Genomic DNA, 25,801 nt, shown 5'->3' on the forward strand with positions numbered 1-25,801 from the left:
GACACATGGCTGATTTTTATCAAAATGGTGTGGTTACTACGTTACATAACTTGGCTCGTCGTCCTACCGAAGAGCTTGAAGCTGAATTACTTCAATTCTCGCAAAAACGCCCGATGGCACTTATTCTGCCCTCACTGTTTTCTGAGTTAGAAGGCGATGCCCTTCCGCATATCGTTGATGAGTTGACCGAAGTACCTTATCTATCGGAAATCGTCATCGGCCTGGACAGAGCAAACGAAGCCCAATACAAGCACGCGTTATCGTTTTTTGGCAAACTCCCACAACACCACCGCATTCTATGGAACGATGGACCTCGCCTCAAAGCATTGGATGAAGAATTACAAGCCCAAGGATTAGCACCGAAAGAAATGGGTAAAGGCCGCAACGTGTGGTACTGCATGGGGTATGTGTTAGCCTCTAATCGCGCAGAGTCAGTGGCATTGCACGATTGCGATATCGTTACATACAACAAAGATTTGCTGGCAAAGCTAATCTATCCTGTTGCCAACCCTATGTTCAACTATGAATTTTGTAAAGGTTATTACGCTCGTGTAGCCAATGGTAAAATTAACGGCCGCGTGTCGCGCTTGTTGGTGACACCTTTGTTGCGTGCCCTAAAGCGGATTATGGGCGACAACGAATATCTGGAGTTTATGGACAGTTTCCGCTATCCATTGGCAGGTGAATTTTCATTTAGACGAGACGTACTCAACGACATCCGTATTCCCAGTGACTGGGGATTGGAAATTGGCGTACTGTCTGAAATGCACCGCAATTACTCTCACAATCGCCTATGTCAGGCTGACATCTGCGACATCTACGATCACAAGCATCAGGATTTATCCCTCAATAATGATCAAGGTGGCTTATCTAAAATGTCTATTGATATTACCAAAGCCATATTTAGAAAACTCGCGACACAGGGTTATACCTTCAGTAATGAAATGTTTCGTTCGATTAAAGCCACCTATTTCAGAATTGCGCTAGATTTTATTGAGACTTATCACAATGATGCGGTAATGAATGGGCTGAATTTAGACATTCACAGTGAAGAAAAAGCCGTAGAAATGTTTGCCAGTAATATTATGAAGGCGGGACAAAATTTTCTGGAAAACCCTATGGAAACACCGTTTATTCCGAGCTGGAACCGTGTAACCAGTGCCGTACCTGATATCTTAGAGCGTTTATTAGAAGCCGTAGAAGCCGATACAGCAGAATATATGGAGTAAGTATGATGACGTGGGACGTCCTCCATGACAAAGTAAAACATCATCTTGAAAGCATTTATGCCGACGTGCCGCTGGCTGAGTCTTATGACTCGCTGGCCACGCAATTGTTGAACGCTATTGGTATCCAGTCTGAGGCGGATATTGTTGTTCCCGAACCGCATTTTAGCTACTGGGACGAAGAAGACATTGTAATGATCACTTATGGTGATAGTGTGATGAAAGACGGTGAGCGCCCGCTAGTGACGCTCTACCAGTTTTTACACAAATACTGTAAAAACACCATCAACAACGTGCATATACTGCCCTTTTTCCCCTATAGCTCTGATGACGGTTTCTCGGTTATTGATTACTCTACTATTAATGACGCCTTGGGATCATGGCAAGATATTGAAGCTATTGCTAAGGACTATGGGCTAATGACCGATCTGGTGATTAATCATTGTTCAGCACGTAGTGCATGGTTTGACAACTTTATTCGTGGCGAAGGCCCCGGCAGTGACTTTTTCTTTACTGCTGAGCCCTCAGACGATTTATTCATGGTGACACGCCCACGGGTGTCACCGCTATTAAGGGAAACTGAAACGGCACAAGGTACCCAATACGTTTGGTGTACCTTCAGTCACGATCAGGTTGATTTTGATTTTAGAAATCCCAAGGTATTGCTCGCCTTTGTCGATATTATTCGGTTGTACCTAGACAAAGGCGCAAAAATTTTTCGCCTGGATGCAGTGGCATTCCTGTGGAAAATTGTCGGCACTAACTGCATTAACTTGTTTCAAACTCACGAAGTCATTCGATTACTGCGCACCCTCATTGAACACGTTGATCCTTCAATTATTATCATTACAGAAACCAACATTCCGAATCGGGAAAACCTGACCTATTTTGGTAACGCCAACGAAGCCCATGCCATTTACAATTTTTCGCTTCCTCCCCTGTTAGTAAACACCTTAGTAACTGGTGACTGTACATACTTAAAAAGTTGGATGATGAGCATGCCACCGGCACAAAATGGTACGGCATATTTTAATTTTATTGCTTCGCATGACGGTATTGGACTGCGTCCCGCAGAAGGTTTGCTTGACGACGAGGAAATTTCTGACTTGGTTCACACCATGCAAAGCTTTGGGGGGAAAATATCCTGGCGCGCGTCAGATCACGGTCAACAAAAACCCTACGAAATTAACATTACCTTATTTGACGCGTTGCAAGGTACGGTGAAAGGCCCCGATAAATATCAGGTAGACCGCTTTATTTGCGCCCATGCGATTATGTTGGGAATGGAAGGGATCCCGGGTATTTATATCCATAGCTTGTTAGGCACATCAAACGACTATGAAAAAGTGGCATATTCTGGCCATAACCGGTGTATTAATAGACACAGATGGGACTTAGACGAGTTGGAGGCACTGTTAAACTCGCCCTTCTCTCAGCACCACAAAGTATTGACTCGTCTGTCTCAGTTAATTCGGATCCGCAAAGCGCAACCCGCTTTTCATCCCAATGCTACGCAGTTCACGTTGCAATTAGGCAATCAAATTTTTGGTTATTGGCGCCAAAGCTTAGACAGAAAACAAAGTATTTTTAGTATTAGTAATATTTCAGATGAAGACCAGACTATTCTGCTCTCTGATATCAACCTTATTGGTACAGACAACTGGATTGATTTAATATCCAGAGATGAGATTTTACATTCCAGTGGTTTTATCCAGTTGTCTCCCTACCAGACACTGTGGATAAGCAATCAAGATTTTGAGTAAACTCAAGGGGCATTAACCTGTTCTAGCGCACAACGCAAAGCCGCGGAATGGACACTGCGGCTCGTCTTATTTACCTTCGATGTTATTAATTTATATCCTATGCATAAGATAAACACGGTTCTTTTTGATTTAGACGGTACCTTAGTCGATTCGGTACCCGATCTCGCGCTTTCTCTTAACCTTGCGCTAAATGATTTAGGCTACGCCCAATACAGTGAAAGTGAAGTACGAAACTGGGTTGGAAACGGCGCTCGAATGCTGGTTAAGCGCGGGCTATCGGGAAGCACGAAGGTTGTACCTTCGTTGTCTGAAGCTGTTGTTGAACAAGCGTTCAGCCGGTTTATCCATCACTATCGAGAACAACTTGGTAAGTATTCCCACCTCTATCCCAACGTTAAGTCAACGCTACAGCGTTTATTTGATCACAATATACAACTGGCGGTGGTAACCAATAAACCCACTGAATTCGTCGCCCCAATTTTGCAGAGTTTTGATATTGCACACTATTTCAAAGCGACATTAGGCGGTGATGCGTTAGCGCAAAAAAAACCGTCTCCTTTACCGTTAATACACCTGTGTACGTCGCTAGGTTCAACGCCCGAGCACTGTATTATGGTGGGTGATTCAAAAAATGACATTCTCGCCGCGAAAGCGGCCAATATGAAAAGTGTGGGTCTTAGCTATGGTTACAACTATGGTGAGGATATAGCACAGCACCATCCTGACTGGGTATTTGATGATTTTAGTGAGGTTGCATCCCTGTTCAATGGTTAAGTCAACTTGCTACACCAGTGTTGCAAACACCCCAAACCTTACTTTCTTAATTTTCACGCTGTTAGCTATGGCATAAATCACAATTTTCTGTAATATCCGCCAGTTAACGCAATACATGGAGTTGATGGTATGTCGTCAAACTGGCTTTCTTTAGACGAGGCTTTGTCGCAAGCCCTTAATGCAGTCGCCCCGCTACGTGAAACTGAACATGTTAATGTGTTTGAGGCGAGCAACCGTGTGCTTGCCCAAGACGTCATAGCAAGCTGTGATGTTCCGCCGTGGGATAACTCAGCTATGGACGGTTATGCTGTTAACCTAAATGCATGTAACACTGACACGCCACTTGAAATACAAGGCGTGATCACGGCCGGAATGGAAGCTCGCACCCCGCTAGCTCAAGGGAAAGCCTTTAAGATAATGACAGGGGCTCCATTGCCGCCAAACGCCGATGCAGTGGTCATGATTGAGAACACAGCTCAACGTGACGGCGATGACAAAAAGGTGTACATAGACGTTCCCCCCAAGTCAGGCGAAAATATTCGCAGGCGCGCCAATGACATTGCTAAAGGTGATCGACTAATACAACAAGGTACCCGACTTAACGCCGAGCACCTGATGCTGATCGCCTCACAAGGAACAGATAGCGTAGCCGTCTATCGCAAACTTAAAGTAGGGATTGTGGCAACGGGCTCTGAGCTGGCTGCGCCCGGTACTGTACGTGGCTCAAATCAAATTTTTGAATCCAATCGCGTAGGACTTCACAGCATTCTTGGTGAGCAAAATGTCTCCATAGTTGATTTTGGCATTGTTGAGGATGACGAAGCGTCGTTAAAGCAACTCTTTACTGAAGCAAGTACGAAGGTTGATATTATGGTGAGTAGCGGTGGCGTATCGGTAGGCGATGCCGACTATGTTAAAGATATCATTGACACCTTAGGCACTATAGATTTTTGGAAAATTGCAGTAAAACCGGGTAAACCCTTTGCGCTTGGGAAAATTGGCGAAACAATGTTTTGCGGGTTGCCAGGCAACCCGGTTTCGTCCTTTGTAACCGCAAAGTTACTGGTTCTGCCTATTATTAAAAGAATGCAAGGCGAATTAGGTAGCACTGCTCCCCTTACGCTTAACGCCACTATTACCTGCGATATTAAGCGTCGAGCAGGAAGACGGGACTTTCAGCGGGCAACCATGACAAAAACACCACAAGGCACGTGGGAAGTGACGCCCTTTAAGTCGCAAAGTTCAGGTGTCATGACCTCTATCACCTCGGCTAACTGCTTTATGGTGATCCGTGAAGATATCAGTTCGCTCAGCAAAGGCGATATTGTGGAAGTCATGCCTTTTCACCTTTAATACTTGGTTGTTTGTAGAAGTATTTATGGGCGCGTTTCTGCAAAGTAAAATTGTATTCATGAAAAGACGTAGAACCACCATCGGCTATTAGCAACTTAAATAGCAACAGCAACGTAAATGCCGATAAAACAAATTTAATACGCTAGTTTATAACGACTTCAAACAAGCGCTAACAAGAACACCAAACATCGCGATTTTCGCGCGTTATTAGAGATAGTACTGTGAATAAAAAACGTTTTCTGCTTGAAGGCAGAGACATATTAAAATTAGCCTGGCCTTTGCTTGTTGCCCAGATTACCCAAATGCTAATGGGGGTAAGTGATACGATTATGGCCGGTCGCTATAGCGCCACTGATATGGCGGCAGTCGCCTTAGGGTTTAGTATAACCGTGCCGCTGTTGTGTTTTATACAAGGCATAGCACTGGCTTTACCGCCCATTATTTCCCGCTTGCAAGGCAACCGAAACTTAGACGGCATTGCAGACGCCAGTCAACAGGCCGGTTATCTGGTGTTTTTTGTAGGACTTGCCGTGGCAGCGCTAATTCCCTTTACCGAAAGCATTGTGGCCTTGTTCCCCATGGCACCAGAGCTTTTCAGCATTACAGTAGATTACGTGCTGTACGTGCTACTTGCCATGCCCGGTTTCGCCTTATACCAGTGGTTGCGCAATTACTGTGAAGGACTGGGCAAAACAAAACCCACAATGACAATTACCGTTATCGGTTTAATGGCCAACATAGTGGGTAATTACCTGTTTATTTACGGTATTGGCCCTATTCCTGCCATGGGTGGTGCCGGTTGTGGTGTGGCCACTGCGCTTGTTATCTATACTATGCTAATTGCCACATTTGTGTATGTGCGCTTTGCCCCTGCCTTACAAAAATACAATTTGTTCGGGCAGTGTTATGCGCCTAATTTCACCGCCATAAACCGCACCTTTAAACTGGGGCTCCCCATAGCCATGACCATTTTATTTGAGGTCACGCTGTTTTCTCTTGTGGCGTTATTATTAGCGCCTTTTGGCGCAACCACGGTTGCCGCCCACCAAGTTGCACTCAATTTTTCTGCACTCATGTTTATGTTTCCCATGAGTATTGGCATGGCGGCGGCAATTCGCATCGGTTATCGCATAGGGCAAAACAATCACCGACAGGCGCAAATTGCCTCGCGTAGTGCCATTTTAATTGGGTTCTGCACTGCGGCCTGCACGGCAACATTTACCCTATTGGCTAAAGGCGTCATCATTGGCCTTTATACTAGCGATGAAGCGGTATATACCCTTGCGAATGCCTTGCTTATCTATGCAGCACTCTTTCAGCTATCTGATGCAGTACAGGTGATCTCAGCCAACGCACTGCGCGGTTATAAAGACACCACCGCCATGTTTATTATTACCTTTATTTCTTATTGGTTAATTGGCTTACCCACGGGTGTGGTGCTGGGGCGTACTGATTGGTTAACCGCTGAGCCTATGTCGGCAGCAGGGTTTTGGATTGGTTTTATTGTTGGGTTAAGTGCCGCAGCAGTCATGTTGGGCGCTCGTCTTTTGTATATTCAGCGCCCGTCAGCTGCAATGCGAAACTGATCCCAGTCTTCGGGGATGTCTATGTCATACCTTGCGTGTGGCATAGGCACTTCGCATACCCGACCATTTGCTTTGGCTTTTTTTATCACCGGCTTAGCCCCAACATCCCCAGTAAGTTGAAGTAACTGAGCACAATCCTGAATGGGGAAAATAGCGGGTACGGCAGCGCCGACCTGCGCATTTATGCCCTCAGGCACCTTTACATTACCGTGGTCGCGGTCTTGCTTAATGGCAGTGCTATTACCCGTACTGACGTTGTGCCAACGACTACACACTATATGCTCAGGGTGGTGTTGTGACGTCGCGATCAACTGTTGATAGTCATCGGATTGCATCAATGCCAAATCACCCAACGTAATTAATACATGAGTTGGCCCCACCTCTTCTGCACCTGCCAGCTGGTTAATGCGGTGTATACCACAGCGAATACTTGCGCCAATGCCTTCTTGCCATTGTGGGTTGTAAGTCACATCGAGCGGTAATGATTGCAAAGCCACAGACACGCTGTCATGCCACTTTCCAGTTACCACGACAGGTGTGAACATACAGAGTTGCTGCAGTGGGTTTAATGTATTGTGCTTTGTAGTCATTGCGCCAAGTAATGCGCGAGTGCTATGCACAATCAGGGGCTGCTGAGATACGGGGTGTAACGACAACAGTTTGTTGCCGCCATATCGCTGACTCTGACCACCTGCCAGTACTACACAAGCTAAACGGTACGGCGATGGAGCGAAAGCAGGTGATTGAGTTTCAATGGCCATTACCGACTTCGACTCAGCCCTTTTATGGCATCAGAGAGCCCTTCGAGGGTAAGTGCATACATTCTGTCATCCATGATCTCCCGAATGATCTTTATGGAAGAATAATAAGGCCAGTACTGTTCAGCTTGCGGATTAAGCCAAACCGCGTTGGTAAAATGGTGAAGCAGACGCTGCATCCAGGCACTGCCCGGCTCTTCATTCCAATGCTCAACACTGCCCCCAGGGTAGGTAATTTCATATGGCCCCATGGTGGCATCACCGACAAAGATCACTTTATAGTCTTTGCCGTAGCGATGAATGATATCCCAGATGGGAATACGTTCTTTGTCGCGACGCAGGTTATCCTTCCACACTGATTCGTACACACAGTTGTGAAAATAAAAATACTCCAGATACTTAAATTCGGTCTGTACTGCTGAAAAGAGCTCTTGCGTACTTTGAACATGGGGATCCATAGAGCCACCCACATCAAAAAACATCAGCACTTTCACTGCATTATGCCGTTCTGGTGCCATATGGATATCCAGCAATCCCCCTTTTTTGGCGGTTTCGCCAATTGTCATGGGCACATCAAGTTGTTCACTTGCACCCGTACGGGCGAACTTGCGCAACTTGCGTAAGGCAACCTTAATATTTCGGGTTCCAAGCTCTACATCGGCGCTTAAATTTTTAAACTCGCGTTTATCCCACACTTTCACCGCTGAGAACTTTCTATTGCCTTTTTGCCCTATGCGCACGCCTTCTGGATTGTCGCCATACGCACCAAACGGCGATGTGCCCCCAGTGCCTATCCATTTGTTGCCCCCTTGATGACGCTTTTCTTGCTCTTCTAAGCGCTTTTTTAAAGTTTCCATCAATGCTTCAAGACCACCGGCCTGTCGCAATGCTTCGCGCTCTTCTGGGCTCAAATTTTTCTCTATTTGCTTTCGAAGCCATTCTTCGGGGATCTCTTTGCCAAACAGATCCACCGACTCCACGCCTTCAAAATATTCGGCAAAAGCCCTGTCAAACTTATCGTACTGGGTCTCATCCTTCACCATAATAGTACGGGACAAGCTATAGAAAGCGTCGATATCGGCATACACCACGTGCTTTTCCAACGCACTAAGTAAATCAAGTAACTCGCGAAGCGTGGTATTAACCTGATATTTTCTGAGCGTAAAAAAGAACTGAATAAGCATTAGCGGCGCGCCATAAAGACCAGTTTTTCAAACAAATGAATATCCTGTTCATTTTTAAGTAGCGCCCCATACAAAGGTGGAATGGCCGCTTTTCCGTCTTTTGCGTGCAAAGCCTCTGGCGGAATATCTTCAGCAACAAGCAATTTCAACCAGTCGATAAGCTCAGAAGTAGACGGCTTTTTCTTAAGCCCCGGTACATCACGCAATTCAAAAAATGCGCTTAACGCTTCTTCTAACAGTTTCTTTTTTAAATCTGGGAAATGCACATTCACTATTTCTTGCATCTCGTCAGGTGTGGGGAATTTAATATAATGGAAAAAGCAACGGCGTAAGAAAGCATCGGGCAGCTCTTTTTCGTTGTTAGAAGTAATGATAACTATGGGGCGTTGCTTGGCCACTACCCGCTCTTGGGTTTCATACACAAAGAACTCCATTTTATCGAGTTCAAGTAACAAGTCGTTAGGAAACTCAATATCGGCTTTGTCAATTTCATCAATCAGCAACACGGGGCGCTTTCCAGCGGTAAAGGCTTCCCACAATTTACCTTTAACAATGTAGTTACCAATATCGTGAACGCGATCATCCCCTAATTGCGAGTCGCGAAGACGCGATACTGCATCGTACTCGTATAACCCCTGCTGCGCTTTGGTGGTTGACTTGATGTGCCACTGAATAAGTTCGGTGCCCAAACTGTCGGCCAATTCTTCTGCCAGCATGGTTTTACCTGTACCGGGCTCACCTTTAATAAGCAGCGGTCGTTCCAGTGTAATTGCGGCGTTAACAGCCAATTGTAAGTCTTTGGTTGCGATGTAATTAGACGTACCACTAAAAGCCATTGATGTTGTACTCCGTTTAATTTTTCGTCTTTACCGATTTAGCTATGATATCAAGCCATACAGATGATTGCCCATAGATATAACATATAGCTAAAAAGCACTTTGCATTTTTGTGTTTGGGACCAATGATATAGGGGTATGACGAAATCCCCTAATTCAGGCTATGAATTAATAACTATCACACGCTTTGAATTATTAACTACGAAAAAGGTCCTACAGATCACGACAGATGGGGTTTCCTAGCAAATCAGGAACGAGGCAAGGATTAATAATGAACGTATTTGACGACAATTCTCTCTCTATTGGCCGTACGCCACTAGTTAAATTAAACCGCGTAACTTCAGGTAACGTTTACGCAAAAATTGAGTCGCGTAACCCGAGTTTCAGCGTTAAGTGCCGTATTGGTGCCAACATGATATGGGACGCTGAAAAGCGCGGTGTGCTGACTAAAGGTAAAGAAATTGTAGAGCCAACCAGCGGTAATACAGGTATTGCCCTTGCCTTCGTGGCGGCGTCGCGTGGTTACAAACTAACCCTGACAATGCCCAGCAGCATGAGCCTTGAGCGCCGTAAGCTACTAAAAGCATTGGGCGCAAACTTAGTGTTGACTGAAGCGCCAAAAGGCATGAAAGGTGCCGTTGCTGCAGCGCAGGAAATTGTTAATTCTGACCCAGATAAATACGTGCTGCTTCAGCAGTTTGACAACCCAGCTAACCCAGCCATTCACGAAAAAACCACCGGTCCTGAAATTTGGAATGATACCGACGGTAAAGTAGACGCGTTTGTCGCGGGCGTAGGTACTGGCGGTACCATTACAGGCGTAAGCCGTTATATTAAAAATACCAAGGGTAAAGCCATTACGTCGATTGCCGTTGAGCCCACTGACTCACCGGTGATAACGCAGGCATTGGCAGGTGAAGAACTCACACCTGGACCTCACAAAATCCAAGGTATTGGCGCAGGCTTTATCCCAGGCAATCTAGACTTAGACTTGATTGACGAAGTTGAACAAGTAACAAACGAAGAATGTATGGAAATGGCGCGCAAGCTAATGACTGACGAAGGTATTCTTGCGGGTATTTCATCAGGTGCCGCCGTAGTTGCCGCCAAGCGTTATGCCGAGCGCCCAGAGAATAAAGACAAAGTAGTAGTGGTACTACTGGCAAGCGGCACAGAGCGCTACCTAAGCAGTCCGCTTTTTGCTGGCGCATTTGACGAGCAAGAAGAAGTTCAGTAAACCATAGCACTTTGTGTTTTTTTGAAAGCGAGGCCTTGTGTTTAATAGGCCTCGCTTTTTTTATATCTGTAAAAAGCCATCTGTATATCTAGAGCCTGTTTATTGATTTGAGATGGCAAAAAATAAAAAGGAGATAATCCGTTTTTTATCACTCACCTGCTCCATCGAATAGGTAATGTATTGATATTGGTTTGCTTGCATGCCAAAGTTGAACAATTGTTAAAGCGCTTTACGGATATTTTCCACTTTGCATATAGGATTTTTTCCGTACATTAAATTGTTATGTTTCTGGGTGATTCATCTATATGAATAGAGAGCGTAATGGAATTCTGGAACGAGAAATACTCAAAGAAAGGGTTTCTAAATATTCTCCTTTTGCTCTGATTTTCGTCTTCTTGTTAGTGGTTGTGAGTTGGTATCTATCAAATCAACCGGATAACCTAGAGACTTTGATTGGTGTATCTACTCATCATCAAGCATTACTCCACGACGAAGGTCATACACTTTACTTGTATGTGAAACTAGAAAACAGAGATAAACCGGTCAGGGTTCGACTTCCCAAAAATATTGGAATAAACATTGGGGTCAAGGTTAAAGTAAATCGAGTTTACGGAGAAAATTCTAGTTATGAAAAATTTGTATTTATTAGCTATGTCAGTGACGAAACATAAAAAATAATAAGCGGTTCTTAGGGTCCGCTTCATTTAAATGTTATGTACTTAAGGAAATTTTGACAATGGAAGTTTTAGAAAAAGAAATTGACGGGCAACTTATCGCAGTAGATTTCCCTATTCAGGGTATTTCTCTATCTGCTAAAACAGTTTCCTTTACTGATTCTTCAGGGAAACGGTCGTGTACATTTAGCACTTCCAGCAAAGCAAGAGAGTTTTTAACTTGGCTAACATCTAACAACAGCCTTTGATATTTTATAAGGAGATTGAAATGAGTATTACAGTAGGTGAACTAAAAGAGCATTTGGAAGGATTCACTGATGATACTGAGATCTATTTTGGCGGCTTAGACTTTTACCGAGCCAAGAGAAGAGGTGAAAAAGTCGTTCAAATTGAGTTCAATCAACAAGTATACAAAGATAGCTCAGGTAAGGTCGTGATCGAAGATGTTTGAAAGCGTACATAACAAACGCATTAACACTCGCTGCGCTCGCTAGGGACAAAAACACGTAGGCTCCCTTCGCTTCGCTCATTATTATAGCCTACGTATTTTTGCCCGTTATGCGGGCCGTTAGCCGTACAAGGAAACATATGAGTACTGAATTTACCTCTATTGAAATGATCAAGAAAGAGTTTAATTTACAAGAAGACTCTCATGAATCTATTAGATCTATACTAAAACATATTAAATCCACACTTCACCCGGATAAAACAGGTGGAAAATTTCAAAATAAAAACGATGAGATTGAATACCATAAACTGGACAGTGCAATAAATTTTATAGATAGCAATAAAGCTTCCAGTAAGGACTTAGTCACTATTTCAGCAGTAACTGATTTAACGAAAGCTGTAACTGAATTAGTGTCTTCACAATCAGAAGTAATTAATAAGAATACTGAACTATCAACTGAAATTAATCGCAGCATCGCAAATTATCACTCCAAGTTAAAAATGCCTAGAATTGCTTTAACAGCAGTTACTGTTGCTTTGTCCGCCACATGGGTATTTCCTAGTACAGTCGAGAAACATCCTATACTGTCCAATATCATTGACTTTACTAGCTTTTCAACAAACATTGTTTGGGGATATGCAGTGATATTTTGTGTTCTCTTCTGGGTTAGAACTTGGCGAAGTGAAGAGTTGACGAAAGCGGATAGAGAAAGTTTGAAAACGGAGTCTATCCAAAACCGTCTGTTTTTGAGTTTTATCAAGCAAAATCCATCCGAAGATTTCGTTCTCGAAGATCTAGTCGATTTCTTAATGTACCACAATAGAAAACGAATATACCCGTTTGGAGCTCTATTTGGCTCTGTACAAGATATCGATCTTCCCCTAGCAAATGTAACAGCTGAAGTTATCATCGATAGAGCTATAAAGCGTAAGGCAGTCATAGCCAGTAAACAGGGCTCTATATCACAGGTTTATAGAGTTGTAGCGGCTAACAAGCCAATCAAGCAGGACTAAAAAGTTTGCTCGGTTCCGCTTCGCTACACAATTTAGCAAACAATTTTTAGCCTCTTATCGGGGCGTTGGTATGACTCCCTTTGTCAACCCTGAACGAGCACTTCCCTGACACTCTTCCAGCCCATAATTAGTTGTCTTTATCACTCAAAATAAATGAGCTAACGCACCGGATGAGGCAGTAATGTCGTCGGTTATCATGCTGGTATTCGTGGATTATTCATTAACTATAATGAACAGCGCCTACCTTACTCACTCCGCCGTGGTAACCTTCTCATCAGTCTATGTTCGTGGTTCAATCACGGTTAAGTGACTGCCATCATAACGCCCTCGTAGGTTGTGCCACATTCCGCGGCCCGATCCGAATACGTTAGCTCAAACTCGTTTATCATGCAGGTACTCGACTTAGTCTCAGCTTTGGATTAACTGGTGTCAGAACCACTTCTTTTGCGATAGCCCAGATGTATGCGGCCATTTCTCGAGCAACCGCAGTAATAATCAAGTTGTAGTGTTTACCCTTTTTACTCATACGCTGATAGCGTTTGCACAGACGCAGCTGTTCTTTCCAAGCGATATCGACGATGTCTTTAGGTAAGCCTTCCTGCCTTAACTGTAATTCAGTAGAGACATTTGCCGGATACCGATAGCTGTGCGCACCTTCAATCAGTAAACGCCTTGCTCTACCATTACCTGCTTTAGTGATAGCGCCTAATTGCCGCTTTCCACCTGATGATTGTTCACTGGGCACTAATCCTAAATATGCCATGAGCTTCCTAGGATGGTCGAAGCGGTGTAAATCGCCGAGTTCCGCCACTACACCAACAGCAACTAGCAGTCGAACGCCACGCATCACCTGAATGGCTTTCACTACTGGATAGAGGCAAAATCAGTTCAGTGAGCCAGCGAAGGTGCTTCTTCGACCAGTTGGCAGTGCCTTCATAACGTATATTGTTGCGCAAAAGTAACGCTTTAAGCTGGTACTTGGCTTCCTTTAAATCCTTCATTGCGGCTTCTCGGGCTCGTGATAAATCCCGCACAGCTTCATCTTCCGGCTCAGGCACATAGATGGGTGTAAGGTCTTCTGACTTTAGAGACCTAACGAGTTTTAGCGCATCTCGACGGTCGGTTTTAATTCGCTCCTCAGGCTTTTTTTGAATAAGAGACGGAGCCACGACATAGCAACAATGCCCAAGACTGGTAATGAGGCGATATATCCAGTAGCCACACGGCCCAGCTTCATAAACAACGTGAAGTGTTGCGCCTGGATACTTTGATTCAAATTGGCGAATAAGCTTTTTAACACTGGCCTTAGACGAAGCAATACGCCCATAATGAACTGGTGTCGCTCCGCGCTGCTCTTCACAAGAAGCTACTTCATGAAACTCTTTATGCGTATCCAACCCTATAGAAATCATGCTATGTTTGTTCATGCTAGCCTCCAAATTGATTTAGTATTGAACAAACTAATTATGGCTCTGGCTGAAAAGTTAACCCACGAGAATGCGGGGGCTAGCACTTTTACAGGGAGTCATTGTGTCTAGGTGCCAAGGAGGAAACGCATATTGATAACTTGATTTGGATTGTCATCGGTGGATTTCTCATGAGTGCCATCGCTTTGGTGGGCAGTGTCACCTTAGTGCTCAATCCGGTTACCCTTGACCGCTTGCTGCTTCCCTTTGTCTCCCTTGCAGCTGGAACACTGATTGGCGGAGCCTTGTTTCACATGATTCCGGAAGGTTCTGCCGCCCTCGACCCGTTAGTGGCCAGCGTGTGGCTCGCCGCTGGTTTTGTCACCTTTCTGGGGTTGGAACTGTTTCTTCACTGGCATCACTCACACAGTTCCCAACGAACAGAGCGCCAACCAGTGACTTATCTGATCCTTGTTGGTGATGCCGTTCACAATTTTCTTGGCGGCCTGGGGATTGCTAGTACCTTCCTGATCAATCCCGCTGCCGGCATTACCGCCTGGGTGGCGGCGGCAGCCCACGAGCTTCCACAGGAATTGGGCGACTTTGGCATTCTGGTGCGCGGTGGCTTTCCTCGACGAAGTGCTTTGCTGTGGAATTTCCTCTCGGCACTGACTTTTCCTCTGGGAGCGCTCGTGGCTTACTTTGCAGCCCAACAGTTCGAAGTGTCCTGTCTGGTGCTTTTTGGCGCAGGTAGCTTCATTTATATTGCCGCTTCCGACTTGGTACCGGAGATCAAGGTAAATAAAAGCTTCCGTGCCGCAGCAACGCATTTCAGTTTCTTTTCAGTCGGGATAGCACTGACGCTATTTCTCGCGATGTGGAGTGCATGAACGAGTCAGCTAACGGGGTGCTGTTGTCGATAAATTGTCTGCTGCGCTATATTGCCCTATGCGTTATCGCCCCTTATTTAAAAGTTATATTGCAGTAAAGAAACTGAATCTATGAGAGTTCTGTTAGTTTCATTAATATTATTATGCCAAACAAGTATATAAAGTTGTCTCATGGACGTGCCTAACATGTCAATTATGGACGGAGCATGGCTTGCGCTCCTCCGTAGCTAATTATAGCCATGCATTTCTGCTCTCCATATTGAAGTATTAGTTACCTACTTGGAATTTTTGCTTTTTATGTAGAACTCGAAGCATATGAATAACACCATCTTTACCGAATCAATTTTATCATTCTTTGTTTTACCTGCATGAATCGTGTTCATATAGAAAGCATGGCCAAGAATGGCGTAAGCAGGGATAACAATTTATCGGGAGAAGTATCTATTTTTTCGTGGACGACAATATTGTTATTCGTTATTAATAATGCAGACATAGAGAAGTCTTGTATGAAGACCGATTCCACCATAGTACGGATGTGTAGTTAGTATAAAAGTTGATTGAGTTTTTCCCTTGATTTGATCGCCTATTAGGATAGGCTCAGTTTATGCTGATAGGGAGAAGGTTCAATGATTATTAACCCAATCAACTCTCTCACTTCGTTCGCTTGACGCATCCATGCGGGGCGGCTTCGCCATTATGCCCACACCCGTTATTGTAAAATTATACGCTTTGAAATATCTCAGTAAAAAGGAATTAAAGTGGAAGTAATTAGAAGTAAAGAATTCACGGCAAGTAATGCATGGGGTGCAAAGAACATTGCCAATATGAACGGCATTACCACTCGCTTACATTGGACAGACAAACCCTACAAATGGCACGTAAATGACGGTGAAGAAGTCTTTGCTGTTATGGATGGTGTCGTAGAAATGCTGTACAAAGAAAATAACGAAGTTAAGTCTGCAACCCTAAATTCAGGCGATATTTTTTTTGCTTCAGCCGGCACTGAACACGTTGCTCATCCTAAGGGCCAAGCGAGAGTTTTGGTTATAGAACGCGCAGGAAGCGTATAACAAAACGCTCAAACCACTCCCTTTATACGCTTGGACGCTTATACGCGGGGCAACTTCTCCATTATGCCCCTCGCATCTGCACCCTTCAGCTTGACGTTGTATCTACAAGGATATAAACGCATGGAAAACTCAAAATTATTTTTCTTGTTAGCTTTTATACGTTTCAACCCGCAACGGTTATTGTAACCCGCGAGTTGTTGTCCTTTGTGCAAGTTTTATGCTTTTATCTAAAAGATTATATATTGCAGCGCTTAAAAAGGAGTTTTGCTATGAGAGATAAAAAAAACTTTGTAGGAATGCAGGTCAAGGAATGGGGCTTGGTGTCGCGATAGGAACTGCTCAGGGCGCTGCCTAATCCCGCTAGTGTGGGGTTACACGAAAAATTGGGCATGAAAAAAGTCGCACATTTCCCCAATATAGGGTTCAAATTTGATGAATGGTTGGATGTGGGGTATTGGCAATTAAGTCTTCCCCACCAATAGTAATAATCACTAAAGATAACGCGTACAAACGCCATCGCCTTAGACAGTTGTATCACCAATGCTTATAGGAAATATCAAGATGAAGCAACTGGCTTATACCTGCCCTAGTTCATTTACAACTGCATATCAAAGTTGAAAACCACGCAAAAATCGATGATTATGGAGCGATTGCCCAATTTCCTGCTAAAAGGAATTCATTAAAAGGTTCTAAGAATGAATAAACGTATGTGGTACGCCCTGTTTGGGCTTTTTACACTTTTGTTGTTGCAAGCGTGTGGTGAAAGTAGTGACGAAGAAGGTCTGGGACGCTACGGTATGTTAGATGAAAGCACGCCAGAATACACCGCGGTCACCTTTCTAAGAAGTATCTACGAAGATGAGAACCTAAACACCGCAATCAGTTTATCCAGCGACAAAATGGCGCGGATCCTGACGCGTTATCATTCCAATAGTAACGTTCAACGCCACCTACTCAATTTGCGATATGACACCGTTACTATAACACCACAAAGTTCTGGTGGAGTGGGACGAGTTGAGTTTTCCGAGGCCTCTACTATCACAGTGTTTTTAAGTGGCATGTATGGTGAAGATAAGGTAGAAGACTTACGCAGTTTAGATTTAGTCCAAGAAGGTGGTGAATGGAAAGTAACCAAAATTCATGCAGACACCTACCTGTAAGTATCGCCGATTACGCGTCGTTATGTAATGCGTTAACCCCTTCGCGATAGCCCAAAAAGATAAATGGCGTTTCCCCCATTTATCTTTTTGGGCTTTATGCAGCACTGCCCTATTCTTCAGTTTTAAACAAAGGTCAACATTACGGCCTACCGACCTGTTGATTAACACCCGTATCAATAACAACTGACTTACATGAATAATGGTAGGCATCCGGGTATTGTCAGAGAATCTATAAACTGGCTTACGGACGTATTAAGTTATACATGTCGGGTAAGTGTCAGCCCATTGTCAGTAAGCTGTCGTCCTAATGTCGTCTTTAATTTGCAGATTAGTGGTTAGTATGACCTTCCTACTTACTTCAAATAAAAGGTCACTTAATGAGTAATGATGTGAAACTAAACAAACTAAAAATACAACAAATGCGGGCGCTAAAATGTTGGAGCCAAGACGAATTAGCGGCCGCTAGTGGTTTAAGCGTCAGAACTATTCAGCGGGTTGAAAAATCTGGCACGGCTTCATTAGAAACCACCAGAGCGCTAGCGTCTGTATTTTGCGTAACACCTGGGCAATTACAGCAAAATAATCGACTAGAAGAAGCAACATTAAGCTTTATATTTAAATATGCCTGGTTAGGCGCTTTTGCATTCGCCAGTGTGTTTTTTGGTCTGTGGATAGTCGATATACTGATACCTACGCTAAAAGGTGCTGATTTCAATGCCCAATATGAACTGCATGGCAATTTTAGATATTTGGATTTTGGCGGTGTCAGCTTTTTTGCAGGCTTTCTCTTGTTAAGTATTAATGTGTCAATGGAATACTTAAGCAGAAAAAAGCTAATGAATAATACCAATAAAATAGAAGGGTGATAGGCAAGACTTACTGTTTATCACTAGTGGTTTAACAATGCGAAAGGCGTCTAAGTCTTCAATTAAACGATTGCCTTTCGCATAGAGATGATTAGATAAAACTGTTAACGACCTACCGCAATCCCTTCTCTTCTAGGATCAGCGCCCCCAATCAACTTACCTGATTTAAACTGAATGCCGTGTAGACCACTGTTTAAGTCGACTACTTTCACATTGTGTCCCAGTTCGCTTAGTAGCCCTTCCAACCCGGCAATAGGCGTGCCCTTTTCAAGGGCGGTATAATCGTTTCGGTTGGTCACTTTGGGTAAATTTATTGCTTGCTGAATATCTAAGCCAAAATCAAGCACTCCAATAAGGGTTTGCGCCACGTAACTCACAATGCGAGATCCACCCGGTGACCCCAACACCACTTCTAAGTTACCCGATTTATCAAATACCATGGTAGGGCTCATTGCACTGCGCGGCCGCTTGCCCGGCTCTACGCGATTTGGCACAGGGAAGCGATCTTCTGTGGGTGAAAATGAAAAATCGGTGAGCTGATTGTTCAGTAAAAAGCCCTCTACCATAAGCCCAGAGCCAAACATAAACTCAATGCTGGTGGTCATCGATACTGCGTTGCCTTCTTTGTCGACAATCGATACATGTGACGTATTAGCCAGCTCCATTGAACGACCTAAGGCTATTTGTGCATCCGCATAAGGTTCACCCGCTCTTGCACGACGCCACTTTTTGTCCACTTCAATACCTTGCGCACGGCGCTCGAGATAGGCCGTGTTGATCATGGCCGCGAAAGGTAGATTGGTATAATCACTGTCGGCAATAAACTTTTCTCTATCGGCATAAGACTTTGCACTGGCCTGAGTATAGAGGTTCACAAACTCCACTGAATCAGGGCCGTATTGACTTAAATTAAAGCCTTCCAGCATTTTCAAAATTTGATAAACGTTTACGCCACCTGAGCTCGGTGGCGCCATACCACAAATGCGTTTTTCGTGATAAAGCCCACATACGGGTTCCCGTTTAATTGGCTCATAATTCGCTAAATCTTCTAAGGTCATGCTGCCTGGGTTAATCTCAGCAGTGTTCACTGCATCAACTATTTTTTGAGCCACCTCGCCTTTTAACAAATAGTCGCTGCCTTTTTCTGCTATGCCACGAAGGGTTTTTGCCAGTTTCCGATTCTTTTTAATCACGCCTTCCTGAAGGGGCATACCGGCTGGATAAAAGTACACAGAACTGGAAGCAAACGTTTTAAGACCAGGGTGGTAATCTAACGCCACCAACTTAGCCAACCGTGGAGACACTTTAAAGCCTTCCTCTGCCGTTTGAATAGTGTCGTTGAATAAGCTATTCCACGGTAATTTGCCAAAGTCCCTGTGGGCCATTTCCAGTGCTTTAACCGCTCCTGGCACACCTACCGATTTCCCTCCAACAACGGCATCAATCCAGCGCATAGGCTGATTACCTTTAATAAACCAATGTGCGTTTACCGCACGAGGGGCGGTTTCCCGCCCGTCAAAGGTATGCAGTACTTTATTTTTATTGTCCCAATAGAGAATAAAAGCGCCGCCGCCAATCCCAGAGGACTGAGGCTCAACCAACGAAAGCATCGACTGTACTGCTACCGCAGCATCTAACGCGCTTCCCCCTTTTTCTAGAATGTTCTTGCCTGCCCACGAAGCGTAAGGATTAGCGGCAACCACCATGTACTCTTTGGCTTCGAAGGCTTTCTTTTCAACATAGCCTGTAGCAGCTTCGGGCTCACCCACTTCTGTCGACTGTTTTGCACTGGCACCAACGTTAACGCCAAACACTAAACAACTTGATATAACAAGGGGGACGAGTGAAGCTCTAAACAATACGCTACGTCTTGACATGATTTTCCTTTTTATTTGAATTTTTCGGGATTAATGGGGCGCTTTTTCAAAAATGCATCAAATGCTTCTTTTGCTGCAGGTGTACTCAGTGCTTCTAAAAAGATATCAAACTCTTCGTTCATTTGCTGCGTCACACGCTCTCCCTCACCTTTCATTAAGGCTTTCGTTTGAGTGAGTGAGAACGAAGGCTTAGCCACTAACTGCCTGGCCGTAGAGGCTACACATTCTTCTATATCAGCCCCAGCGACAATTTTTGTCAGTAAGCCAAACTGATAAGCGTCTTCTGCAGTGAAGGGCTCGCCTAACATCAGCCACTCTGCAGCTTTTATATGCCCTGCTACCTTAGGTAAAAGATAGCTTGATGCATATTCAGGAACAAGCCCTAAATTGATAAAGGGCAGTACAAATCGCGTATCTGGTGTGGCGTAAACAAAATCACAGTGAAGTAACAAAGTGGTGCCAATTCCCACCGCCATACCGTGCACCTGCGCAATAACGGGTACTTTACATTCTGCTAGCACACGCATAAAAGCCGCGGTTTCAGAAACCTGCGCATTTTGAGGTTGTTCTGCAAAATCGCTAATATCATTGCCTGCAGTAAAGCAATCACCCGCCCCTTTTATAATGACAACTTTGGTATTGCCATCGTCCTTAATGTCATACAAGGCATCGGCCATATCCTGATACATATCGCGGGTTAAGGCATTCTTCTTATCTGTGCGGTTTATAATAATGGTTAGGCATTGGTTGTTAAGTTCAGTTGTTATGTGAGACATAGTGACTCCTTATACATTATTTTATTCTTGTAACTGGCGTACTTCAGTTTTCACCCTGTAGGCAATTTCTGTATCATAGCGAGCAAACTCGCAATTCAAAAATAACTAACACTGATGATTTCACTGCCGTTTTCGCTTAAGTATAGTGCTGGACCACTATTAATAGCGTTATGTTCTGTTCTCGCTTTCTTTTATGAACCGCTTTCCGGTGAATTTTTAGCTTATGATCGGTATGCCATTCAAGGTCTAGAAACCTGGCGCATTATCACGGGCAATATAGTGCATACCAATGGATATCATCTATTGCTTAACCTAGCGGGGCTCGCGCTGCTATGGGCACTGCATGGTGAGCATTATCGAATTGGCTTATTCGTAAAAGTATTTGTTTGGTGCTGTATTGGTACCAGCGCTGGACTTTATTACTTTTCCCCCGATCTCATTTGGTACGTGGGTTTATCCGGTGCGCTTCATGGCATATTTGTGTGGGGCGCGTGTATGGATATTAAGGAAAAACTGTATTCAGGGTGGTTGTTGCTAATAGGTGTAGCCGTAAAAGTTGCCTACGAGCAATTTGATGGCAGCAGTCAGCAGGTTGCTGCGCTAATTGATGCCAAGGTCGCGGTGGATGCGCACCTGTTTGGCGCTGTTAGCGGGTTGATTATGTTTGCGTTAATGTGGTTAACCGCCAAGCGAACTTAACAGTCGTGTTATTCGTCGTTAACGTTACCTGTCACTTTTCCAGGAAAAGTCTTTAACCTGACTGAACAAATAAGAAGGTGCAATGTACGAAAAGTACATTGCACCTTCAATTCTCGTTTACAAATTCTCTTCAAATAGCTTGTGAATGCGACGATATTCATCTAGCCACGAGCTAGGCTGAACAAAACCGTGCGGCTCGACCGGGTAAATTGCGGTCTCAAAGTTTTCTTTTTCTAATTCAATCAGGCGTTGTACTAAACGAACCGTATCATGAAAAAAGACATTGTCATCTACCATAGGTGCATTAATAAGTAGTGGTTTTTGCAGACCTTCTGCAAAGTAAATGGGTGAACTGCGTTCATACGCAATCGGATCGACACTCGGAGTGTTAAGAATATTGGCAGTATAGGGCGTGTTGTAGTGCGCCCAGTCTGTCACTGGACGTAATGCCGCGCCTGCTGCAAATAAGTCAGGTGCCGTAAACATAGACATAAAAGTCAGGAAGCCGCCGTATGAGCCGCCATAAGTGCCAATACGCGCTCTGTCAACATTGGCGTTTTGTACTAACCACTCTACTCCATCTCGTAAATCTTGTACTTCAGGCGTCCCCATCTGACGGTAGATTGCTGTTCGCCAGTCCCGTCCATAACCCGCACTTGCACGGTAGTCCATATCAAGTACTACATAACCTTGTTGAACAAGCATACTGTGGAACATATATTCTCTGAAATAACCAGACCACCCCATATGGGCATTCTGCAAATAGCCTGCACCATGATTAAAGACTACCGCCTTATTTAGCTCGCCTTCCTGATAATTATCTGGCAAATAAACCCGTGCATAGATAGGCGCGTCTGTGTGCGAAGAATCTATCGCCACTATGCTAGGCACAGCCCAAGGTAAGGCGTTAAAGGCGTCACTGGTGCTTTGTGTAATTTGCACTGCTGCTGATGTGGAATCTGCAGGTTTAACGTAAAGCTCAGCGGGTTTATTAACTTTGCTGTGGCTAAGTACCAATTGTTTACCATCGTGGCTTAACGCATAGTCAGTCATGCCATTGAGGTCAGTCACCGCTTCTATTGCCTTATCATTAAGGTTTGCACGGTAAACTTCATAAAGACCGGGGTGTTCAATATTGGCTTTAAAGTAGAGGTAACTGTCATCCGGCGATAACGTTAAATCGTCTACGATGTACTCACCACTGGTTAGTGCGACAGGCGCTTCACCTGGGGTTTGTAAGTACACGTGGGCGTAGCCACTGTGTTCAGACTGAAAATACAAGGTTTCGCTGTTGTTTAACCAATCGAATGCATTAAAGCGATAATTTACCCATGCATCATCGTGAAGGCGGTGTTGGTTGACTAACGCTTTATTGCCCAAGTCTACCGTTGCGATCCAGCGATCTTTGTTGTCCCACGCTTCTAACATTAATGCGACGGCTTCACCGTTTTTGTGCCAGCGAATAGACGGCTTTGTCCAATACCAGCTTTGAAGTAACGTGATAGGACGAGGTAACCGGTTTACTTCGTAGGACTCCCCTTTTGCTTTCGCATTTTCAGTTTTTACGTCGGCAAGTACGTCATCATTGTAACCCGGCAGACTGAAATAATTCAGTTCACTTTTTTCGCCGGTTTTTAAATTAAGTAACCAAATCTGATGATTAACCGGTTCGGCATCGGCCACCCGTTGGCGCACCGATTTAGCAGCAATACGACTGTCTTCTTGGATATAGTGAGGCATAATGTCACTGTCATCACGACTTGGCTTACTTTCTTCTGTCGCGACTACAGCATAATTACCCGCTGGAGATACACTGATACCCGCTAAACGATGTGAGGGGTCGAAATAAAATGGTGTTGGCGCGACACTTGTATTGGCTGCTGCCAGAGCGTTATCGGCATCTTCTTGTTCTTGTCTGTTGTTGCGTTGCAGTTTGATATATTCAATCAACGTCTGCTGCTCTTGTGCAATATAGTCTTTAGCAGGCTCTACTGCCTTAGGCTGCTCCGAGAATTCCCAACTCAGTAGCTCTTCTCGACTGCCATTTTCAAGATTGATCGCCACAAACCTATTCCCACTGAGAGCCATCAATCGCCCATCAGTCATAAATGACAAGGTGGAAAGTGGGTTGCCACCCCGGGTTAATTGTACTGTTTTTCCATCAGTAAATTGAACGTATACACTATCTTCAAACGTGTAGGCTATCACGCCATCTTTGCGCACAACTCGTTCGTCGAAACGGTATTTATGCAGGTCTGATAGTGGCGCTTTTGTAGCCACATTTGGCGTTGCAACATCAGCTATAAACACATCGTTAAGCGCGCTATCTTGTCTTTCTCTTTCAAACACTAACTTCTGATCATCAACTGACCACCCCATTTCTGTCGGCAGCGCCCCTATCCATTGCGGGTCGGCCATAATTTGTTTTAACGTAATTTCACCGGTTTCAGACACAGCATAGGATGCCGATGCTGGTGTAACTGATTGATGTGGGGTTGCAGAAGCATTAACACTGCTCGCGCTGTTATTTGATGAAGTGGTATCATGTACGGTACTCGCACACCCGCCAAGTGCGAATGTAACGCTAGCCGCGATAAGTAAAGAAGAATATTTTTTCATTATTTTATGTCGTTATAATAGTAATCCCACCGGCATTATACGCAGAGGCGCAAGGAATTAGTCAACGTTCATCGATAGTGTTAGTGAACCAAACGTATTCCTGTTGCGTTTATGGTGTAACTTTAAGAAAAAGACACAACAATCAGAAGGTAAACGAAATGAAAGTGAAGGGAATTGTGGTTAAAGCGCTACTGGCGCTTAGCATTGTCAGTACATCAAGTTATGCCAGTGAGTGCCCAAATGTACTAAAATTCATGAAAAGAAAATTGAATTCACAGGAAACGGTTAATCTTTGCGAAGCATACAGTGGTAAAACCGTATTAGTGGTGAATACAGCAAGTTACTGTGGGTTCACTCCCCAGTTCGAAGGTCTGGAAGCCCTGTACAACAATTACAAGGACAAAGGTTTGGTAGTACTTGGTTTCCCGTCACACGACTTCAACCAAGAAGATGATGACGAAGGAAAAACGGCGGAACTGTGCGAACTGACCTATGGCGTAAAATTCCCAATGTTTGAGCCAGTTTCAGTAAAAGGTGATGATGCCGACCCGATGTATCGCATGCTTAAAAAGGCAACGGGGAAATCGCCCTCGTGGAACTTTAACAAGTACCTGATTGACAGCACCGGTCAAACCATTACCCATTACTCGAGTATGACAAAGCCCACAGACAAAGATTTTATTGCCGATGTAGAAGCAATGCTCAACAAATAATTTGATGTTCTTCAGCGCCAAATAAAAAAGCCCCGCGAAATTCGCGGGGCAACAAGCACACTCAACTTGGAACACACTTTTAGCATAAAACATACATCCAACGTTTTAGCTAACTGCAATAAGTTAGTGTCTTGTTTCTTCAGATAGTTCAATAATTTTTTCACTGGCTGATGCGAAAGCGCTTTGAGCTTGTTCTTCACCCATGTTAAGCCCTTCTGCATAAACGAATTTTACTTCGCTAATACCAATGAAATTTAAAAAATGTTTTAGGTATGGTGTCTGCGTATCATAATCTGAACCGGCGTATACCCCACCCCGCGCAGCAAACACTACGGCAGTTTTGTTTTCTAAAAGCCCTACAGGCCCTGTTTCAGTATATTTAAACGTGATACCGGCACGCGCTACGCGATCAAAATAGGCTTTTAGTGATGAAGGAATGCCAAAGTTGTACATGGGTACGGCCAACACAATTTCATCGGCGTGTTTAATTGCTTCAATGATTTCGTCAGAATACTTTGCCAGTGCGTGTTGCGCATCGGTTCTTTGTGCAGCGTCCGTCATCCACGCCTGCATTTCTTCACCGGTCAGATGAGGGAGCGCGAGCGAAGCAACGTCTACTCGCTGGACATTTACGGCCCCATTACTTTCTATTTTATCTAAATATTCATTCGCTAACTTAGACGAGTTACCTTGGTTGCCATTTAGGCTTGAAAATATTGCTAATACTGATTTCACGTTGCTCTCCATTGTTACAACACATTAGGCGTTATAGCTATATTAAGGCAACAGTACAGAATGAAAATATCAAAAATATGAAGGCTACATTCTACTAAGTAGAATAAACGTAGAATTGGAACGGCAAACTGCTATCGC

The 25,801-nt window shown here is 44.2% G+C and carries 23 protein-coding genes and 2 pseudogenes; 16 read left to right on the forward strand and 9 right to left on the reverse strand.

The annotated features are described in order from the left end of the window. Positions 1-5: 5 nt before the first annotated feature. The 5 genes from ACMCM8_RS08305 (at position 6) to ACMCM8_RS08325 (ending at position 6,702) form a co-directional block, all read left to right on the forward strand. The gene (locus ACMCM8_RS08305; protein WP_412727302.1) at positions 6-1,229 is read left to right on the forward strand and encodes a glycosyl transferase; all 1,224 of its coding nucleotides are present in this window, start codon (positions 6-8) and stop codon (positions 1,227-1,229) included. Between the two features lie 5 nt (positions 1,230-1,234). After that, entirely contained in the window at positions 1,235-2,989 is a 1,755-nt protein-coding gene (locus ACMCM8_RS08310; RefSeq protein WP_412727656.1) for a sugar phosphorylase, read from the forward strand. A 99-nt stretch (positions 2,990-3,088) separates the two neighbouring features. Next, positions 3,089-3,763, forward strand: coding sequence for a phosphoglycolate phosphatase (locus ACMCM8_RS08315; RefSeq protein ID WP_412727304.1), 675 nt, complete (start codon positions 3,089-3,091; stop codon positions 3,761-3,763). A 129-nt stretch (positions 3,764-3,892) separates the two neighbouring features. Continuing rightward, positions 3,893-5,116, forward strand: coding sequence for a molybdopterin molybdotransferase MoeA (gene moeA, locus ACMCM8_RS08320; RefSeq protein ID WP_412727306.1), 1,224 nt, complete (start codon positions 3,893-3,895; stop codon positions 5,114-5,116). Positions 5,117-5,337: 221 nt separating this feature from the next. Beyond that, positions 5,338-6,702, forward strand: coding sequence for an MATE family efflux transporter (locus ACMCM8_RS08325; protein ID WP_412727308.1), 1,365 nt, complete (start codon positions 5,338-5,340; stop codon positions 6,700-6,702). Here the strand turns inward: ACMCM8_RS08325 and ACMCM8_RS08330 are convergent. The 3 genes from ACMCM8_RS08330 to ACMCM8_RS08340 are packed head-to-tail and all read right to left on the reverse strand — an operon-like array spanning position 6,672 to position 9,480. Continuing rightward, positions 6,672-7,463, reverse strand: coding sequence for a nucleotidyltransferase family protein (locus ACMCM8_RS08330; RefSeq protein WP_412727310.1), 792 nt, complete (start codon positions 7,461-7,463; stop codon positions 6,672-6,674). The genes ACMCM8_RS08325 and ACMCM8_RS08330 overlap by 31 nt on opposite strands. Then, complete coding sequence (locus ACMCM8_RS08335; protein WP_412727312.1) at positions 7,463-8,644, reverse strand: vWA domain-containing protein; 1,182 nt, start codon at positions 8,642-8,644, stop codon at positions 7,463-7,465. The genes ACMCM8_RS08330 and ACMCM8_RS08335 overlap by 1 nt, the downstream gene beginning before the upstream one ends. After that, a complete protein-coding gene (locus tag ACMCM8_RS08340) occupies positions 8,644-9,480 on the reverse strand; it encodes an AAA family ATPase (RefSeq protein ID WP_412727314.1) in 837 nt (278 codons plus the stop codon). Before ACMCM8_RS08340 ends, ACMCM8_RS08335 begins: the two co-directional genes overlap by 1 nt. A 271-nt stretch (positions 9,481-9,751) precedes the next feature. Here ACMCM8_RS08340 and cysK point away from each other — a divergent pair, with 271 nt between their 5' ends. The 5 genes from cysK (at position 9,752) to ACMCM8_RS08365 (ending at position 12,852) form a co-directional block, all read left to right on the forward strand. Next, the gene (gene cysK / locus ACMCM8_RS08345) at positions 9,752-10,717 is read left to right on the forward strand and encodes a cysteine synthase A (RefSeq protein ID WP_412727316.1); all 966 of its coding nucleotides are present in this window, start codon (positions 9,752-9,754) and stop codon (positions 10,715-10,717) included. 305 nt (positions 10,718-11,022) lie between these two features. Beyond that, positions 11,023-11,388, forward strand: coding sequence for a hypothetical protein (locus ACMCM8_RS08350; protein WP_412727318.1), 366 nt, complete (start codon positions 11,023-11,025; stop codon positions 11,386-11,388). A gap of 65 nt (positions 11,389-11,453) precedes the next feature. Beyond that, entirely contained in the window at positions 11,454-11,639 is a 186-nt protein-coding gene (locus ACMCM8_RS08355) for a hypothetical protein (RefSeq protein WP_412727320.1), read from the forward strand. Positions 11,640-11,659: 20 nt separating this feature from the next. Next, positions 11,660-11,842: a hypothetical protein gene (locus tag ACMCM8_RS08360; protein WP_412727322.1), complete on the forward strand. Its 183-nt coding sequence runs from the start codon at positions 11,660-11,662 to the stop codon at positions 11,840-11,842. Between the two features lie 137 nt (positions 11,843-11,979). Beyond that, positions 11,980-12,852 (forward strand): hypothetical protein, encoded by an 873-nt coding sequence (locus ACMCM8_RS08365; protein ID WP_412727324.1) that lies wholly within the window; start codon positions 11,980-11,982, stop codon positions 12,850-12,852. 385 nt (positions 12,853-13,237) lie between these two features. On the opposite strand, the pseudogene ACMCM8_RS08370 reads toward ACMCM8_RS08365, so the two are convergent. Further along, positions 13,238-14,279: pseudogene (locus tag ACMCM8_RS08370) on the reverse strand (IS110 family transposase). 170 nt (positions 14,280-14,449) lie between these two features. On the opposite strand from ACMCM8_RS08370, the gene ACMCM8_RS08375 reads away from it, so the two are divergent. Beyond that, complete coding sequence (locus ACMCM8_RS08375) at positions 14,450-15,148, forward strand: ZIP family metal transporter (protein ID WP_412727326.1); 699 nt, start codon at positions 14,450-14,452, stop codon at positions 15,146-15,148. A 326-nt stretch (positions 15,149-15,474) separates the two neighbouring features. On the opposite strand, the pseudogene ACMCM8_RS18160 reads toward ACMCM8_RS08375, so the two are convergent. Next, positions 15,475-15,706, reverse strand: a pseudogene (locus ACMCM8_RS18160) (IS110 family transposase); the annotation flags it as partial. Positions 15,707-15,906: 200 nt separating this feature from the next. Here ACMCM8_RS18160 and ACMCM8_RS08380 point away from each other — a divergent pair. From ACMCM8_RS08380 to ACMCM8_RS08390, 3 genes are all read left to right on the forward strand, one after another. Then, positions 15,907-16,218, forward strand: coding sequence for a cupin (locus ACMCM8_RS08380; protein ID WP_412727328.1), 312 nt, complete (start codon positions 15,907-15,909; stop codon positions 16,216-16,218). Between the two features lie 695 nt (positions 16,219-16,913). Continuing rightward, a complete protein-coding gene (locus tag ACMCM8_RS08385) occupies positions 16,914-17,378 on the forward strand; it encodes a hypothetical protein (protein WP_412727330.1) in 465 nt (154 codons plus the stop codon). Positions 17,379-17,755: 377 nt separating this feature from the next. After that, complete coding sequence (locus ACMCM8_RS08390; RefSeq protein ID WP_412727332.1) at positions 17,756-18,244, forward strand: helix-turn-helix domain-containing protein; 489 nt, start codon at positions 17,756-17,758, stop codon at positions 18,242-18,244. A 104-nt stretch (positions 18,245-18,348) separates the two neighbouring features. Here the strand turns inward: ACMCM8_RS08390 and ggt are convergent, their stop codons facing one another. Both ggt and ACMCM8_RS08400 read right to left on the reverse strand, forming a co-directional pair. Then, a complete protein-coding gene (ggt, locus tag ACMCM8_RS08395; protein ID WP_412727334.1) occupies positions 18,349-20,121 on the reverse strand; it encodes a gamma-glutamyltransferase in 1,773 nt (590 codons plus the stop codon). Positions 20,122-20,132: 11 nt separating this feature from the next. Then, positions 20,133-20,897 carry an enoyl-CoA hydratase gene (locus ACMCM8_RS08400; protein WP_412727336.1) on the reverse strand — a complete coding sequence of 255 codons (765 nt, stop codon included), beginning with the start codon at positions 20,895-20,897 and terminating at the stop codon, positions 20,133-20,135. A 114-nt stretch (positions 20,898-21,011) separates the two neighbouring features. Between ACMCM8_RS08400 and rrtA the strand changes: the two genes are divergently transcribed. Next, the gene (gene rrtA / locus ACMCM8_RS08405) at positions 21,012-21,596 is read left to right on the forward strand and encodes a rhombosortase (RefSeq protein ID WP_412727338.1); all 585 of its coding nucleotides are present in this window, start codon (positions 21,012-21,014) and stop codon (positions 21,594-21,596) included. A 117-nt stretch (positions 21,597-21,713) separates the two neighbouring features. Here rrtA and ACMCM8_RS08410 read toward each other — a convergent pair whose 3' ends face one another. Beyond that, positions 21,714-24,215, reverse strand: a complete 2,502-nt coding sequence (locus ACMCM8_RS08410; protein ID WP_412727340.1) for a S9 family peptidase — start codon at positions 24,213-24,215, stop codon at positions 21,714-21,716. A 158-nt stretch (positions 24,216-24,373) separates the two neighbouring features. Between ACMCM8_RS08410 and ACMCM8_RS08415 the strand changes: the two genes are divergently transcribed. Beyond that, a complete protein-coding gene (locus tag ACMCM8_RS08415) occupies positions 24,374-24,928 on the forward strand; it encodes a glutathione peroxidase (protein ID WP_412727342.1) in 555 nt (184 codons plus the stop codon). 123 nt (positions 24,929-25,051) lie between these two features. Here ACMCM8_RS08415 and ACMCM8_RS08420 read toward each other — a convergent pair whose 3' ends face one another. Continuing rightward, complete coding sequence (locus ACMCM8_RS08420) at positions 25,052-25,663, reverse strand: FMN-dependent NADH-azoreductase (protein WP_412727344.1); 612 nt, start codon at positions 25,661-25,663, stop codon at positions 25,052-25,054. Positions 25,664-25,801: the final 138 nt, after the last annotated feature.

The sequence above is a fragment of the Alteromonas sp. D210916BOD_24 genome (assembly GCF_047159385.1).
In the GTDB taxonomy this organism is placed as follows: domain Bacteria; phylum Pseudomonadota; class Gammaproteobacteria; order Enterobacterales; family Alteromonadaceae; genus Alteromonas.

Coding starts and splice junctions, on each gene's coding strand:
- ACMCM8_RS08305 (WP_412727302.1), top strand. CDS start 6: ATGGCTGATTTTTATCAAAATGGTGTGGTTACTACGTTACATAACTTG.
- ACMCM8_RS08310 (WP_412727656.1), top strand. CDS start 1,235: ATGACGTGGGACGTCCTCCATGACAAAGTAAAACATCATCTTGAAAGC.
- ACMCM8_RS08315 (WP_412727304.1), top strand. CDS start 3,089: ATGCATAAGATAAACACGGTTCTTTTTGATTTAGACGGTACCTTAGTC.
- moeA (WP_412727306.1), top strand. CDS start 3,893: ATGTCGTCAAACTGGCTTTCTTTAGACGAGGCTTTGTCGCAAGCCCTT.
- ACMCM8_RS08330 (WP_412727310.1), bottom strand. CDS start 7,463: ATGGCCATTGAAACTCAATCACCTGCTTTCGCTCCATCGCCGTACCGT.
- ACMCM8_RS08335 (WP_412727312.1), bottom strand. CDS start 8,644: ATGCTTATTCAGTTCTTTTTTACGCTCAGAAAATATCAGGTTAATACC.
- ACMCM8_RS08340 (WP_412727314.1), bottom strand. CDS start 9,480: ATGGCTTTTAGTGGTACGTCTAATTACATCGCAACCAAAGACTTACAA.
- cysK (WP_412727316.1), top strand. CDS start 9,752: ATGAACGTATTTGACGACAATTCTCTCTCTATTGGCCGTACGCCACTA.
- ACMCM8_RS08350 (WP_412727318.1), top strand. CDS start 11,023: ATGAATAGAGAGCGTAATGGAATTCTGGAACGAGAAATACTCAAAGAA.
- ACMCM8_RS08355 (WP_412727320.1), top strand. CDS start 11,454: ATGGAAGTTTTAGAAAAAGAAATTGACGGGCAACTTATCGCAGTAGAT.
- ACMCM8_RS08360 (WP_412727322.1), top strand. CDS start 11,660: ATGAGTATTACAGTAGGTGAACTAAAAGAGCATTTGGAAGGATTCACT.
- ACMCM8_RS08365 (WP_412727324.1), top strand. CDS start 11,980: ATGAGTACTGAATTTACCTCTATTGAAATGATCAAGAAAGAGTTTAAT.
- ACMCM8_RS08375 (WP_412727326.1), top strand. CDS start 14,450: ATGAGTGCCATCGCTTTGGTGGGCAGTGTCACCTTAGTGCTCAATCCG.
- ACMCM8_RS08385 (WP_412727330.1), top strand. CDS start 16,914: ATGAATAAACGTATGTGGTACGCCCTGTTTGGGCTTTTTACACTTTTG.
- ACMCM8_RS08390 (WP_412727332.1), top strand. CDS start 17,756: ATGAGTAATGATGTGAAACTAAACAAACTAAAAATACAACAAATGCGG.
- ggt (WP_412727334.1), bottom strand. CDS start 20,121: ATGTCAAGACGTAGCGTATTGTTTAGAGCTTCACTCGTCCCCCTTGTT.
- ACMCM8_RS08400 (WP_412727336.1), bottom strand. CDS start 20,897: ATGTCTCACATAACAACTGAACTTAACAACCAATGCCTAACCATTATT.
- rrtA (WP_412727338.1), top strand. CDS start 21,012: ATGATTTCACTGCCGTTTTCGCTTAAGTATAGTGCTGGACCACTATTA.
- ACMCM8_RS08410 (WP_412727340.1), bottom strand. CDS start 24,215: ATGAAAAAATATTCTTCTTTACTTATCGCGGCTAGCGTTACATTCGCA.
- ACMCM8_RS08415 (WP_412727342.1), top strand. CDS start 24,374: ATGAAAGTGAAGGGAATTGTGGTTAAAGCGCTACTGGCGCTTAGCATT.